The sequence below is a fragment of the Microbacterium phosphatis genome, from assembly GCF_049177115.1.
Classification (GTDB): domain Bacteria; phylum Actinomycetota; class Actinomycetes; order Actinomycetales; family Microbacteriaceae; genus Microbacterium; species Microbacterium phosphatis.
Map to the genome: position 1 here is coordinate 596033 of NZ_CP185370.1, position 12858 is coordinate 608890.

The 12858-nt window shown below is 70.4% G+C and carries 14 protein-coding genes; 4 read left to right on the forward strand and 10 right to left on the reverse strand.

Going from position 1 to position 12858, the window contains the following annotated elements; genetic code table 11:
• Positions 1–34: 34 nt before the first annotated feature.
• On the forward strand, positions 35–886 hold the full coding sequence (locus tag ACOKGD_RS02770; protein WP_342336940.1) for an aldo/keto reductase: 852 nt from the start codon (positions 35–37) through the stop codon (positions 884–886).
• 35 nt (positions 887–921) lie between these two features.
• On the opposite strand, the gene ACOKGD_RS02775 is transcribed toward ACOKGD_RS02770, so the two are convergent.
• The 8 genes from ACOKGD_RS02775 to ACOKGD_RS02810 form a co-directional block, all read right to left on the reverse strand.
• Positions 922–1389 carry a VOC family protein gene (locus tag ACOKGD_RS02775; protein ID WP_342336939.1) on the reverse strand — a complete coding sequence of 156 codons (468 nt, stop codon included), beginning with the start codon at positions 1387–1389 and terminating at the stop codon, positions 922–924.
• Between the two features lie 104 nt (positions 1390–1493).
• On the reverse strand, positions 1494–2984 hold the full coding sequence (locus ACOKGD_RS02780) for an amino acid permease (protein ID WP_342336938.1): 1491 nt from the start codon (positions 2982–2984) through the stop codon (positions 1494–1496).
• A 28-nt stretch (positions 2985–3012) separates the two neighbouring features.
• Positions 3013–3855 (reverse strand): NAD-dependent epimerase/dehydratase family protein, encoded by an 843-nt coding sequence (locus ACOKGD_RS02785; protein WP_342336937.1) that lies wholly within the window; start codon positions 3853–3855, stop codon positions 3013–3015.
• A 33-nt stretch (positions 3856–3888) separates the two neighbouring features.
• Positions 3889–4143, reverse strand: coding sequence for a PLDc N-terminal domain-containing protein (locus ACOKGD_RS02790; protein WP_342336936.1), 255 nt, complete (start codon positions 4141–4143; stop codon positions 3889–3891).
• A 74-nt stretch (positions 4144–4217) separates the two neighbouring features.
• Positions 4218–4406 (reverse strand): hypothetical protein, encoded by a 189-nt coding sequence (locus ACOKGD_RS02795; protein WP_342336935.1) that lies wholly within the window; start codon positions 4404–4406, stop codon positions 4218–4220.
• 36 nt (positions 4407–4442) lie between these two features.
• Positions 4443–5387 (reverse strand): DNA-3-methyladenine glycosylase family protein, encoded by a 945-nt coding sequence (locus tag ACOKGD_RS02800; protein ID WP_342337168.1) that lies wholly within the window; start codon positions 5385–5387, stop codon positions 4443–4445.
• Between the two features lie 136 nt (positions 5388–5523).
• Positions 5524–6180: a winged helix-turn-helix domain-containing protein gene (locus ACOKGD_RS02805; protein WP_342336934.1), complete on the reverse strand. Its 657-nt coding sequence runs from the start codon at positions 6178–6180 to the stop codon at positions 5524–5526.
• A gap of 375 nt (positions 6181–6555) precedes the next feature.
• A complete protein-coding gene (locus tag ACOKGD_RS02810; protein WP_342336933.1) occupies positions 6556–7164 on the reverse strand; it encodes a MarR family winged helix-turn-helix transcriptional regulator in 609 nt (202 codons plus the stop codon).
• 88 nt (positions 7165–7252) lie between these two features.
• On the opposite strand from ACOKGD_RS02810, the gene ACOKGD_RS02815 reads away from it, so the two are divergent.
• Positions 7253–9442, forward strand: coding sequence for an MMPL family transporter (locus tag ACOKGD_RS02815; RefSeq protein WP_342336932.1), 2190 nt, complete (start codon positions 7253–7255; stop codon positions 9440–9442).
• 5 nt (positions 9443–9447) lie between these two features.
• Here the strand turns inward: ACOKGD_RS02815 and ACOKGD_RS02820 are convergent, their stop codons facing one another.
• Positions 9448–9939 (reverse strand): hypothetical protein, encoded by a 492-nt coding sequence (locus ACOKGD_RS02820; protein WP_342336931.1) that lies wholly within the window; start codon positions 9937–9939, stop codon positions 9448–9450.
• A 102-nt stretch (positions 9940–10041) separates the two neighbouring features.
• Between ACOKGD_RS02820 and ACOKGD_RS02825 the strand changes: the two genes are divergently transcribed.
• On the forward strand, positions 10042–10341 hold the full coding sequence (locus ACOKGD_RS02825) for a GNAT family N-acetyltransferase (RefSeq protein WP_342336930.1): 300 nt from the start codon (positions 10042–10044) through the stop codon (positions 10339–10341).
• A gap of 54 nt (positions 10342–10395) precedes the next feature.
• A complete protein-coding gene (locus tag ACOKGD_RS02830; protein ID WP_342336929.1) occupies positions 10396–11367 on the forward strand; it encodes an SDR family oxidoreductase in 972 nt (323 codons plus the stop codon).
• Between the two features lie 61 nt (positions 11368–11428).
• Here the strand turns inward: ACOKGD_RS02830 and ACOKGD_RS02835 are convergent, their stop codons facing one another.
• Positions 11429–12664: an IS1096 element passenger TnpR family protein gene (locus ACOKGD_RS02835; RefSeq protein WP_342336927.1), complete on the reverse strand. Its 1236-nt coding sequence runs from the start codon at positions 12662–12664 to the stop codon at positions 11429–11431.
• Positions 12665–12858 lie beyond the last annotated feature (194 nt).

The following is a 12858-nucleotide window of genomic DNA, read 5'->3' on the forward strand; positions in this document are numbered from 1 at the left end:
CCCGTTCGCGCCGCCGCGCCCATAGGCTCGCAGCATGGCCACCATCGACATCCCCCAGATCCGGCTGAACGACGGCACGACCTTCGCCGAGCTCGGGCTCGGCACCTACAAGCTCACGGGCGACGAGGGCGTCGCCGCGATCGAGGCCGCCATCGGCACCGGATACCGCGTGCTCGACACCGCGGTGAACTACGGCAATGAGCGCGAGGTCGGCGAGGCGGCCCGCCGCGCGATCGCCGCGGGCGTCGTCACCCGCGACGACCTCATCGTCACCACCAAGATCCCCGGTCGCCACCACGGCTACGACGAGGCGATCGCCAGCGGCCGCGAGTCGAACGCGACGCTCGGCGTCGAGCGCATCGACCTGCTGCTGATCCACTGGCCCAACCCCCGCGTGGACAAGTACGTCGACACGTTCCGCGGCATGCTGGCGCTGCAGAGCGAGGGGATCGTGCGCTCCGTGGGCGTCTCGAACTTCACCGAGGCCATGCTCACCCGCCTGATCGACGAGACCGGGGTGACCCCGGCGGTCAACCAGGTCGAGCTGCACCCGTACTTCCCGCAGGGGGCGCTTCGCGCGTTCCACGACGCGCACGGCATCCGCACCGAGAGCTGGAGCCCGCTCGCGCGTCGATCCGAGCTGCTCACGGAGCCGCTGATCCGCGACCTCGCCGAGGCGTACCAGGTGACGCCGACGCAGGTGGTCCTGCGCTGGCACGTCCAGGTGGGCTCGACGCCCATCCCGAAGTCGGCCGATCCGGATCGCCAGGTCGAGAACGCCGATGTGTTCGGCTTCGCGCTCGACGCCGAGCACGTCGAGGCGATCTCGGCGCTCGAGCGCGGGCGCCTGTGGGACGGCGACCCTCTCACACACGAGGAGTTCTGACGCACGAGGAGTTCTGAGCGGCGCCCGCCGCCCGCTCACTCCTCGTCGAGGTCGTCCTCGAGGTCCTCTTCGTCCACGTCGTCGTCGTCCAGATCCTCTTCGTCCAGGATCGAGATCATCCACTTCACGCCGAAGCGGTCCAGGCACATCCCGAACAGGCCGCCCCAGTCGGGCTCCGAGAGGGGCAGCAGGGTGGTGCCACCCGCCGACAGGGCCTCCCACCACTCGCTGAGGTCCTCCTCCTCGTCGCCGCTGATCGAGATGGCGTGCCCGCCGGGGCCCTCGTAGGGCACACCCGACGGGGTGTCGCTGGCCATCAGCACCATGCCGTCGGGCGTCTCGAGCACCGCGTGCAGGATCAGCTCGGCATCTCCCGGCTCGTGCGTGAGGGCGCTCTCGCCGAAGGTCTCGAACTCCAGCTCACCGCCGAAGACCGACTGGTAGAACTGCATCGCCTCGCGCGCGGTGTCGCGGAAGGTGAGGTACGGGTTGAGCACGGGCATGTCTGCTCCTGACAGGGGTGTCGCGTCGGGGGGTCGGGGTTCAGTCTCGCCACCCGCCCGCTCCGCGGCAAGAGGCCCGCGCGCGGCGCTGTGAGAACGGCCGGCTAGCGGCGGTTCTCACGCTCGGCGATGCCGAGGCGGCTGTGCCGGCGCGAGTACGCGAAGTACACGACCACGCCGATCACGAGCCACACGATGAAGCGGATCCACGTCTCGAGCGTGAGGTTCAGCATCAGGTAGAAGCAGATGACGGCCGAGAGGATCGGCAGCACCGGCACCCACGGCACCTTGAAGGCGCGGGGGAGGTCGGGGCGGGTCCGGCGCAGCACGATCACGCCGATCGACACCAGCACGAACGCGGCCAGCGTGCCGATGTTGACCAGCTCGGCGAGGGTCGACAGCGGAACGAAGGCGGCGAGGATCGCGACGATGACCCCGGTGATGAGAGTGATCCGGTACGGGGTGCGGAAGCGCGGGTGGGTGCGGGCGAGGCCCTGCGGCAGCAGGCCGTCGCGTGCCATCGCGAACGCCACGCGCGTCTGCCCCATGAGAAGGATCATCGAGACGACGATCAGGCCGATGCACGCGCCGATCGCGATGAGGTCGCCCATGAACGGCAGCCCCGCGGCATTGAAGGCGGTCGCCAGCGGCGCCCCGTCCTCGGGGTCGATGTCCCGGAAGTTCTGCATGCCCGTGATCACGAGCGAGACGGCCATGTACAGCACCGTCACGATGGCGAGGGCGCCGAGGATGCCGCGCGGCAGGTCGCGCTGCGGGTTGCGTGTCTCCTCGGCGGTGGTGGCGACGACGTCGAAGCCGATGAACGCGAAGAACACCATGGCCGCCGCGGCGAGCACGCCGCCGACACCGAAGACGCTGGGTTCGAGGCCGAAGATGCCCTGCACGATGGGCAGGTGGAGCGCCTCGGCGCCCTGGCTCGTGGCGGGGGCCTCGGCCGGGGGGATGAACGGCACCCAGTTCGCGATCTTCACGAAGAACGCTCCGACGACGACGACCGCGAGCACCACCAGGAGCTTCAGCCCCGTGACGAGCTGGTTGATCCGGCTCGACAGCGTGATGCCGCCGATCACCACGGCCGTCAGCCCGAGCACGAGCAGGCCCGCGGGCAGGTTGACGACGCCGTCCTCGGCCGTGGCGATGGCCGCGGGGATCTCGAACCAGGTGCCCTCGAGCACCACCGCCAGGTACTGGCTGAACGAGGTCGCGAGCGCCGCGGCGCCCACCGTGAACTCGAGGATCAGGTCCCAGCCGATGATCCAGGCGAGCAGCTCGCCCAGGGTCGCGTAGGTGAACGTGTACGCGCTTCCGGCGACCGGCACGGTCGAGGCGAACTCGGCGTAGCAGAGGGCCGCCAGCGCGCAGGCGACGCCCGCGATGAGGAACGACAGCGCGATGGCCGGGCCGGCGTTCGTGGCCGCCGCGTGCCCGGTGAGCACGAAGATTCCCGCGCCGATGCAGACGCCGACGCCGAACAGGATCAGATCCAGGACGCCGAGGTTCTTCTTGAGCTGGTGCTCGGGTTCCTGGGTGTCGGCGATGCTCTGCTCGATCGACTTGGTGCGGAACAGGCTCATCGATCCTCCTCGGGGTCGCGTGCGGGGATCACTTGTGGTCGCGCCAGCTGTGCTGCGGGTCGTAGCCCAGCAGGCGGCGGGCCTTGTCGATCGACAGCAGGGTCTCGTGCTCGTCGTACTCGCGCTTGACCGGGACATCCGGGAAGACCTCGGCGAGGAGCTCGGCGTTCGGGCGTGTGGACACGGTGTCGGCCGCCGCGATGATGAAGCGGTCGAAGCCGGCCGGGGCCACCTCGAGCGCGCGCTCGATGGCGTGCGAGCCGTCGCGGGCGTCGATGTAGCCCCAGAGGTTCCACTTCCGCTCGCGGGCGTCGCCGTCGTAGGGGAACGCGTCGTAGTCCTCCGGCCACATCACGTTCGAGAAGCGCAGCGCGGTGATCGACAGCGTCGGGTTCCAGCGGACGAGCTCGATCGCCAGCTGCTCCTCGAGGTGCTTCACCAGCGAGTAGGTCGACTCGGGCCGTGCCGGGTAGTCCTCGTCCACGGGCACGTAAGGCGGCGGCACGTCGAAGGGCAGGCCCAGCACGGTCTCGCTCGAGGCGTAGACGATCCTGTCGATGCCGATCCGCGTGGCGGCCCAGAAGACGTTGAAGGTCGCCGAGATGTTGTTGTGGAACGTCGTCACGTCCGGCGCAAGCCCCGGCGCGGGGATCGCCGCGAGGTGCACCACGGCGTCGAAGCCGTCGTGGGTGTCGCCGACCGCCGTGAGCGCGTCGACCACCTGCCCGTAGTCGGTGAGGTCGACGCGCACGAAGTCGCGCCCGCGCTCACCGACCTGGTCGATCCCGACCACTCGATGTCCCGCGGCGCGCAGCTCGCGCGCGACGACCGAGCCCAGCTTTCCGGATGACCCCGTCAGTGCGATTCGCATGGTCTAAGCCTGACACGGGCCGCCGGTGTCCTGTCAGCGCTTGACGCCGCCGACGAAGTACGCGAGGGGGCCGATCCAGTTGATGAGGATGATCGGGATCCATGCCGGCTTCGTCATCCGGACCTGCTTGGCCGGGCGCGCCCACAGGTCGGAGAACGCGGCGAGGGCGAGGCCGAGCTGCACGAGGCCGAGGAGCGAGAGGGCGAGCTTGGCGACGGGCGAGACGTTCTTCTGCGCGGCGGCGCTCTTGGCGGCGACGCTCTGGGCGATGGTGTTCTTGCTGGTCATGGTGCCATCCAACACCTGACGCGCGCCCGTGTCACGGGGGTCACGGCCGCGCGAGGGCGGGCGCGGGCGTGCCGTCAGAGCCGGGCCCCGTCGTCGTACTCATCGCGTCCGGGGTTGCTGCCCTTGCGCGCCTCGAACGCGAGGAACAGCCCGAGCGAGACCAGGAGGCCGATCAGCACGCCGAGCCATACGCTGCTCAGGTGGACGGCGCCGAGGATGCCGCCGGCCACCAGCACGGCGATGGTGCGAAGGGCGAGCCACATGCGCCCAGGCTACGCGCGACGGGGCGGCCGCGCGGGTCAGCGCGCGCGGTGGTCCTCGGGGTGCAGGCGCGGTGCCCGGCGGGGCTCCTTCACGCCCGACGCGAAGATGTACCGGATCACGCGCTGCCGCTGACCCGACCACGGCGCGAGCAGCTCGAGCATGCCGTCGTCCTCGACGCGGGTGCCGGTCAGCGCGTACCCGACGTGGTGGGCGAGGTGGAAGTCGCCCACGCTGACCGCGTCGGGGTCGCCGAGGGCACGGATCCGGGTCTCGGCGGCCGTCCACGGCCCGATGCCGGGCAGGGAGGTCAGGATCGCGTCGCGCCGGTCGGGTGCGCACGCCTCGACGGCGCGCACGAGCGAGTCACCGCGGCGGGCCGCGCCGACGATCGTGCGGCTCTGGGGAGGCTCGAGGCCCGCACGGTGCCAGGCCCACGACGGGATGGCCCGCCAGCCGTCGATGGACGGGGGAGCGAACATCGGCTGCGGGGTCGGCCCCGGCACGCGCTCGCCGAACCATGTCACGAGCCGACGCCATGCCGAGAACGCCTGGAGGACGGTGACCTTCTGCTCGGTGATCGACTGCACGAGGGCGTCGAAGATCAGGTCGCCGCGGCCGAGCCGCAGCCCGGGATGACGGTGGTGGGAGTCCGCGATCAGGGGATGCAGCGACGGATCGAAGTCCGAGTCATCGTCGTCCGCGCCGCACAGCGCGGGCACCTGCGCGACCGCCCACTGCCGCCCCGGCCCCCAGGCCGCGGCGCGCACCGAGCCGTCGGCCACCTGCCGCAGGGCGAGGCTCGCGATGCCCTCGGGCGTGCGGACCGCGCGCCAGATGACGCCGGCACTCCACGCCTGCGCCGGATCGCCGGGGCCGCGCTGGAAGACGGCGACCGTCGCGTAGAGGTCGAGTGGCCGCGTGGGGTGGTAGACGCTCTCGAGGCGCGGCCCGGGATCCGGGCGGGGATCGCGCTGGCGCATCCGCTCGCGCGCGCCGAAGCGCGACTCGAGCGCGGTGGGCGGGATCACACGCTCACGCTACGCTTCGGCACTGACAATCCTCGACGTGCCCGGGAGGGGACGCCGCGCTGGTCACGCGCGAGTGGTCCGTCGGTGGTCAGAAGCGGTCGGGCGACGGCGTGCCGGCGCCGTAGCGCACCGAGACGTCGGCGTGCCGGTCGAAGCGGTACCCGACGCCGCGCACCGTGCGGACGATGTCCTGGAACGCGCCGAGCTTCGAGCGCAGCCGGCGGACGTGCACGTCGATGGTGCGCTCGCCGGGGGCGTCCTCGTCGCCCGCGTCCCACAGCGATCCCACGAGCTCGTTGCGCTCGATCGTGCGGCCCTCGCGGAGGACGAGGTACTGCAGCAGCTCGAACTCCTTGAAGGTGAGGTTGGCCGACTCTCCGTCGATGAGCACGCGCTTGCGCGAGATGTCGACGATGACGCCCTTGGCGGCCTCGGCCTGCTCGTCGGACTGGGCCTTGGTGCGCGCGACCGCGCCGGGCTCGTGGAGGGCGAGGCGCACCACGTCGACGTCGCGGCCACCGGCCTGGGCCGGGGCCAGCGCCACGGCGGCGTACGTCTCGGCGCTGGGCGAGAACTCGGCGATGGTGCGGCGCAGCGCGTCGACGAGCTGGGGAAGGCTCACGCCGTCGGCGGCGGCCTTCAGCTCGTCGAGCCCGACGTAGAGGGCGAAGCCGCGCGGGGCGGCGGCCGGCTTGGCGGCGGTGTTCACGGGGGCGGGGGCGAGCAGAACGGCGGGGTTCGTCATGATGATGTGTCCTTGCGGGCGTGCACCGAGAGGGTGCGGAGTGTGCGTCGGACCGATCGAGTGCACTCAGATGGCGATGATCGGCGGGTGAGCGTCCGGATCCGGATGCTCGTGCTGCGACCGCGGGTAGCGGAGGAGCCTGATGCGCGCTGGTTCGGGTCTGACTCAGCGGCACATTCGACAGCACATGCCAACGCGACCGGGCATCATCATCCCGGTGGTCCCGTTCGCCTCCAGGGCGGACAGAAGCGTGGCGTTTGCAGACATAGCTTGATTGTGCCCGGGCGTGTCCCCCGATGTCAAACTATTACCTACTTAGGTAGTAGGGATTGGGGTAATCCCGTCATTGTGCTCGATGCGGAGCGCCGTCGACGGTCAATCTGGCGTCGAGGTCGCCGTGACCGCCCTATTGGCGGGCGCGTTCTGTGAACCGCCGGTCGGCCCGGGGGCTGTGGCGGCGAGTTCCCGGAGGAATCGGGTCACGACGGCGCGCTCTGCGGAACTCAGTCGCGCCGCGGTGTCGAAGCGGCGTCCGTAGAGCCTGCCGACCGACTCGCGAGCGGCGTCCCGCGTCTCCTCGACCACCTCGATCGCGACGCTGCGCCGATCCGAAGGATGGGGGAGTCGCCGGACATGACCGGCCTTCCCGAGTCGGTCGAGCAGTTTGGTGGTCGACGCGGTCGAGATGCCGAGGTGATCGGCGATGAGGCTGGGCGTGACGATCGATCCGTGCTCCTGCGCCGTGATGACGAACCGCAGCGCGCGCATGTCGTTGTCGCCGAGGTTCATGTAGCGGCGGGCGGCCTCGCTGGCGGCCTCCTCGGTCTCGCGCCACCGGCGCAGCGCCTCGAGCAGGGCGACCGTCTCGTCGATGTCCTTCTCCGTCAGCCCGTTGCGCGAGACGATCCGCTGGGCAGGGTCGAGGACGCGCGGATCCATCATCGACGGATCGTCGCGCGAGCTCTCGAGATGCGCAGGGGTCACCCGCGGAGTCTATTGCGCTCCGACTTGACTAGCTAGAGAAGTAATTAGCTAAGCTAGATAAATCTCACGTCACCTCCCGAGGAGCCTCATGACGAATCCATCGCGCCCGTCGCGCCGCACCCTGCGCGAGAACACCGAGCCCGGAGTGCGCGTGCCCACGTGGCTGCGCGTGCTGCTGCCCGTGGTGCTGATCGGCGTGTGGCTCGCGGGGGCCGCGATCGGCGGGCCGTACTTCGGGCGCGTGGACGAGGTCTCCTCCAACGATCGCACCAGCTACCTGCCCGCGACGGCGGAGGCCACCGAGGTGCAGGAGCGCCTCTCGGACTTCACGGAGGGCGACGCGATCCCGGCCGTGATCGTGTGGGCCGCGGATGCGGACCTCTCGGAGGACGACCTGGCCGCGATCGATGATTCGCTCGCGGGCATCGCCGACCTCGACGTCGTGGCCGGCGATCTGTCGCCCGCCATCCCCTCGGAGGACGGGCGCGCCGTGCAGGCGTTCGTCCCCCTCGACGGCGACGCCGACCTCGGGGACGCCGTCGCCGAGCTGCGGTCCGACCTGCGCGATGGCGCCCCCGAGGGCGTCACCGTCGCGGTGACCGGCCCCGCCGGCTTCACGAGCGACCTCGTCGGCGCGTTCGCCGGCATCGACGGCCTGCTGTTGGGTGTCGCGCTCGGAGCGGTGCTGGTGATCCTCGTGCTCGTGTACCGCTCGCTGCTGCTGCCGATCGCGGTGCTCGCCACGAGCCTGTTCGCTCTGTGCGTGGCGCTGCTGACGGTGTGGTGGCTCGCGAAGGCCGATGTCCTGGCCCTCAGCGGCCAGACCCAGGGCATCCTGTTCATCCTCGTGATCGGCGCGGCCACCGACTACGCGCTGCTCTACGTGGCGCGCTACCGCGACGAGCTCGTCCGCACGCCCCGGCCGTGGGACGCGACATGGCGTGCTCTCCGTCGTTCGGTCGAACCGATCGTGGCGTCGGGCGGAACGGTGATCGCGGGCCTGCTCTGCCTCCTTCTGAGCGACCTTCGCTCGAACAGCTCGCTCGGCCCCGTCGCCGCGATCGGCATCGTCTTCTCGATCCTCTCGGCGCTGACGCTGCTGCCTGCGCTGCTGTTCGCCCTCGGGCGGGCCGCGTTCTGGCCCCGGCGCCCGAAGTTCGACCCCGATGCCGCCCTCGAGGACGAGCGCAGCGGGCTGTGGGCCAAGGTCGCGGGCCTCATCTCGCGCCGCCCGCGCGCCATCTGGATCGGCACCGCCGCGGTCCTGGCGCTCGGCTGCGTCGGGCTGGTGCAGCTGCAGGCGTCCGGTGTGCCCCAGTCGGAGCTCGTTCTGGGGCAGTCCGAAGCGCGTGACGGTCAGGCCGTGCTGGGCGAGCACTTCCCCGGCGGCTCGGGAAGCCCGGCATCGGTGATCGCCCCGGAGGACCGGCTGCAGGATGTCGCCGACGTGCTGCTCGCCAACGAGGGCGTCGCCGAGGTGGCGATCGTCGTCGACGGCAGCGGTCAGACCGCTCCGGTCACCGAAGACGGCATCGGCGCCTTCGGCCCTCCCGGAACTCCCGCGCCCGAGCCGGTTGTGGCCGACGGCGATGTGCTGCTGCAGGCGACGTTCTCGGACGCCGCCGACTCGATCGCGGCCGAGGACACGGTACGCGAGCTGCGCACCGAACTGGCTGACGCGGTGCCCGGCGCTCTTGTGGGCGGCGAGACGGCGACCGACGTCGACACGAACGACGCGTCGATCCGCGACCGCACGCTCATCGTGCCGCTCGTGCTCGCGGTGATCCTGGTGATCCTGATGCTCCTGCTGCGCTCCGTGCTGGCGCCCGTGCTGCTCGTGCTGACCACGGTGCTGTCGTTCGGCACCGCGATGGGTGTCGCGGCGCTGGTGTTCAACCACGTGTTCGACTTCCCGGGGGCGGATCCGGCGGTGCCGCTGTTCGGGTTCGTCTTCCTCGTGGCCCTCGGCATCGACTACAACATCTTCCTGATGTCGCGGGTGCGCGAGGAGTCTCTCGCGCACGGGACGCGCGAGGGAGTGCTGCGCGGCCTGCGCCTCACAGGCGGCATCATCACCTCGGCCGGCCTGGTGCTGGCGGCGACGTTCACCGCCCTGTCGGTGATCCCGGTGCTCTTCCTCGTCCAGATCGCGTTCATCGTCGCCTTCGGCGTGCTGCTCGACACGTTCATCGTGCGGTCGCTCCTGGTGCCGGCTCTGGCCACCGACATCGGCCGCGCCATCTGGTGGCCGTCCAAGCTCGCCCGCGGGCGGGAGTGACGGGCTCACTCGCAGAAGCTCTCTTCGGCGACGACGGTGCGGGCGATCGTCAGACCGCCGTCCGGACCGGCCTCGAACTCGATGGTCGTGGGAACGAGAAGGGCGGAGCCCTTCATGTCCATGCCGTTGTCGCCGAAGCCGAGCACCGCGGTCACCTGGGAGGCGTCGACGCACGCCCGTGCCGTCACCTCGCCCTTCGACGCCTCGACGAGCTCGAACGACGTGATCGAATGACGGCCGCGCCGCGTCACGAAGCCGGTTTCGTCGTAGAGCCCGTAGACCTCATCGAAGGCCTCCTCGCCGCCGAGCACCTGGAGCTCGGCGATGAGGGCGGCGGGGGAAGCAGGTTTCTCGCCCAGAAGCTCGTCCTGCAGGCCCAGCCACCGCTCATAGACCCCGCGGGCGTTGTCTTCGGTGGTCGCCGCGGCGGCCTGCGGCGAGCAGCCGACGAGGAGGGCCGCGACGGGAAGAAGGGGGAGCAGGCGTCGGATTCGCATGCCCCGACGATCCTCTGGCGCACAGCGGCGGGAGAGGTTGTGCACAGCGAATCGCCAGCGCCAACGCCCATCTGAGGGTGTGGACGAACGTAAAGTCGGCTCGTGCCCGAGTTGACCTTCACAAACGACCGTTCCGCGTCGCGCTTCGAGCTGCGCCGCGGCGAAGAGCTGGTGAGCGTTCTCGACTACCGCGACAACGGCCGCACCATCGCGCTGACCCGAGCGTTCACAAGCCCGCAGCACCGCGGCCACGGCTACGCCGCCGTGATCACCGAGCGCGCCGTCGGCGAGATCGAGGCCGCGGGTGACCGCACCGTGCTGCCCGTCTGCTGGTACGTCGCCGACTGGTTCGCCGCGAATCCGGATCGTGCGGCCGTTCTCGAGGGCGCCGCCGCGCGCTGAGCCGATTGCACAGCGCCGATCCCGGTGTCCGCGGCCCGCGGTAGCGTGGCGACCATGCGGATCCTGATCATCGGCGGCACCGGCAACATCAGCTCTCACGTGACCGAACTGGCGGTGAGCCAGGGGCACGACGTCGTGCTGCTGAACCGCGGCAACCGCCCCCTGCCCGAGGGCACGCGCGGCATCATCGGGGACGCGGGCGATCCCGCGTCGATCGAAGCCGCCATCGGCGACGAGACGTACGACGTGGTGGCGAACTTCCGCAGCTTCTCGCCGCAGCAGGTGACCGACGACATCCGGATCTTCTCGGGTCGCACCGCGCAGTACCTCTACATCTCGAGCGCCTCGGCCTACCAGAAGCCGATCTCGCAGACCCTGATCACCGAGTCCACACCCCTGCGCAACCCGTTCTGGCAGTACTCGCGCGACAAGATCGCGAGCGAGGACCTCCTCGTCGCCGCCTACCGCGAGTCCGGCTTCCCGGTGACGATCGTCCGCCCGAGCCACACCTACGGCGAATCGCTGATCCCGCTCGACGGCGGATGGACCTCCCTGCAGCGCATCCTCGACGGCCGCCCGATCGTTGTGCACGGCGACGGCACGAGCTGGTGGACGCTCACGCATTCGCGCGACTTCGCCCGGGCCTTCGTCGGCCTGTTCGGCAACCCGCATGCGCTCGGACAGGCCGTGCACATCACCAGCGACGAGAGCCTGACGTGGGACGACATCGCGCGCCTGCTGGGCGCCGCCCTCGGGCGCGAGCCGCAGATCGTCCATGTCGCCTCCGACGCGATCGCGCGCGAGATCCCCTCGATGGGTCCCGGGCTGGTGGGTGACAAGGCGCACTCCGTGCAGTTCGACAACACGAAGATCAAGCAGCTCGTCCCCGGCTGGGTCGCCACCACGCCCTTCGCCGAGGGCGCCCGCGAGATCATCGCCTGGTTCCTCGCGGACGAGTCGCGTCAGAAGGTCGACGCCGAACTCGACGCCGCCTTCGATCGCCTCATCGAGAAGTACGGCGCCTAGGTCCGCTCGTTCCGCGAGCGAACCGAGTCGAAGAGTCCCGGTCCCGTGACGCTTCTGGTGCCTACTGTGGCGCGATCAGAGCATCTCGGGCCAGCGCCCGCGCGGCCGGGCTCATCACGAGCTTCGACGACGCGGTCGAGGTGACCTCGCCGAGTTCGCGCAGCACGAACATCGGCAGGTGGCTCGGCAGGCCGACGAGGTGCGACTGCGGCGGGCGCCCGTCGGCGAGACGCCAGCCGAGCTCGGTGAGGGTCCCGGCGATGGCGGAGCGATCGATCGGCGTGCCGTGGGTTGTCGCGGCGTGCAGCAGGGTCAGCAGCACCTCGTCGGCCGGGTACCCGTCGAGGCGATAGGCCGAGGCGCTGTCCGTGACGGCCGTCCACAGCCGATCCGGATCCCGCAAGGCCGCAGCGCCCTTTCGGGTGCGCAGCAGCCGGCCGCGGTGCTTTCGCAGCAGTCCGATGCGCTGCATCTCCTGCCGGAAGAACAGGACCGGGTGGACGTCAGCCTCGCGGTGGATGCCGAAGCTCCAGGTGCGCATGGACGGCAGGATCGCCGCCGCCTCCTGGACGAACGAGGGTTTGAGGTACCCGGCCGCCGTGAGCTCGATGCCCTCGGTGCCGGCGCGCTCGAGGAACCACCGGTAGGGAGTTAGCGCCTGCGCGCGTTCGTCGGCGGTCAGCTCGGGGCGATCGACGAGCAGGTCGGCCAGGCGCCACGCGAGGCGGTGCCCGAGCTCGGTCTCGTGCAGTCGGTCGACCATGTTGATCAGGCGCGAGTCGACGCCTGCCAGTAGCAGCGAGAACAGCTCGCTGCGGAACGCCTCGTTGATGGCGCCGAGATCGGCGTCCGACGCGCTGGTGACGAGCACCGCGGGATCCTCGTCCGTGGCCGGGTGGGCGCCAACCAGCGTGAGGATGACGTCGTCCTCGTAGCGGTACTGCAGTTGGTCGCCGGCGGCCGTGAGCACGGCCCCGAGGTGCATCCGCCGCTCGGAGAGCCCACCGAGGTGTTCGACCTCGTCGTCGACGATGTACAGCTGCTCGCCGCTCTCGAACAGGTGCGGATGCAGGTCGGGCCATGCGAACGCGACCTGCAGGATCTCGTGGACGATGTCCAGCGTCAGATCCGAACGCATCTCGATCTCGCGCCAGACCTCGTCGTGCGCCGCTCGCACCACCAGGATCCGAGCACCTCGCGGCGCCGCAGACCGGATCGGCGGGGTGACCGGGTGATCGAGGGTCGCGTCCGCCACGAGGGCTGCGAACCGCGCATCGACGTCTTCCGGATCGATCACGGGATCAACGCTACGCGGGTGCCGGGCACTTCAGCAGGGCCCCGCTTAGCGTCGCCGCTCTGGGGGGAGTCTTCTCTGGTTCGTTCGTTGAGCCTCGTCGTTCGTTGCGCCTCTTCGCCCGTCGGGCCTCTTCCTCCGTCGAGCCTCTTCGTTCGTTGAGCGAGGGAGGAACGACCGAGTCGAAACGCCCAAGC

Bases quoted from the DNA above. Each gene is read 5' to 3' on its own strand.
- ACOKGD_RS02770 (WP_342336940.1), top strand. From the start codon at position 35: ATGGCCACCATCGACATCCCCCAGATCCGGCTGAACGACGGCACGACC.
- ACOKGD_RS02775 (WP_342336939.1), bottom strand. From the start codon at position 1,389: ATGCCCGTGCTCAACCCGTACCTCACCTTCCGCGACACCGCGCGCGAG.
- ACOKGD_RS02780 (WP_342336938.1), bottom strand. From the start codon at position 2,984: ATGAGCCTGTTCCGCACCAAGTCGATCGAGCAGAGCATCGCCGACACC.
- ACOKGD_RS02785 (WP_342336937.1), bottom strand. From the start codon at position 3,855: ATGCGAATCGCACTGACGGGGTCATCCGGAAAGCTGGGCTCGGTCGTC.
- ACOKGD_RS02790 (WP_342336936.1), bottom strand. From the start codon at position 4,143: ATGACCAGCAAGAACACCATCGCCCAGAGCGTCGCCGCCAAGAGCGCC.
- ACOKGD_RS02795 (WP_342336935.1), bottom strand. From the start codon at position 4,406: ATGTGGCTCGCCCTTCGCACCATCGCCGTGCTGGTGGCCGGCGGCATC.
- ACOKGD_RS02800 (WP_342337168.1), bottom strand. From the start codon at position 5,387: ATGCGCCAGCGCGATCCCCGCCCGGATCCCGGGCCGCGCCTCGAGAGC.
- ACOKGD_RS02805 (WP_342336934.1), bottom strand. From the start codon at position 6,180: ATGACGAACCCCGCCGTTCTGCTCGCCCCCGCCCCCGTGAACACCGCC.
- ACOKGD_RS02815 (WP_342336932.1), top strand. From the start codon at position 7,253: ATGACGAATCCATCGCGCCCGTCGCGCCGCACCCTGCGCGAGAACACC.
- ACOKGD_RS02820 (WP_342336931.1), bottom strand. From the start codon at position 9,939: ATGCGAATCCGACGCCTGCTCCCCCTTCTTCCCGTCGCGGCCCTCCTC.
- ACOKGD_RS02830 (WP_342336929.1), top strand. From the start codon at position 10,396: ATGCGGATCCTGATCATCGGCGGCACCGGCAACATCAGCTCTCACGTG.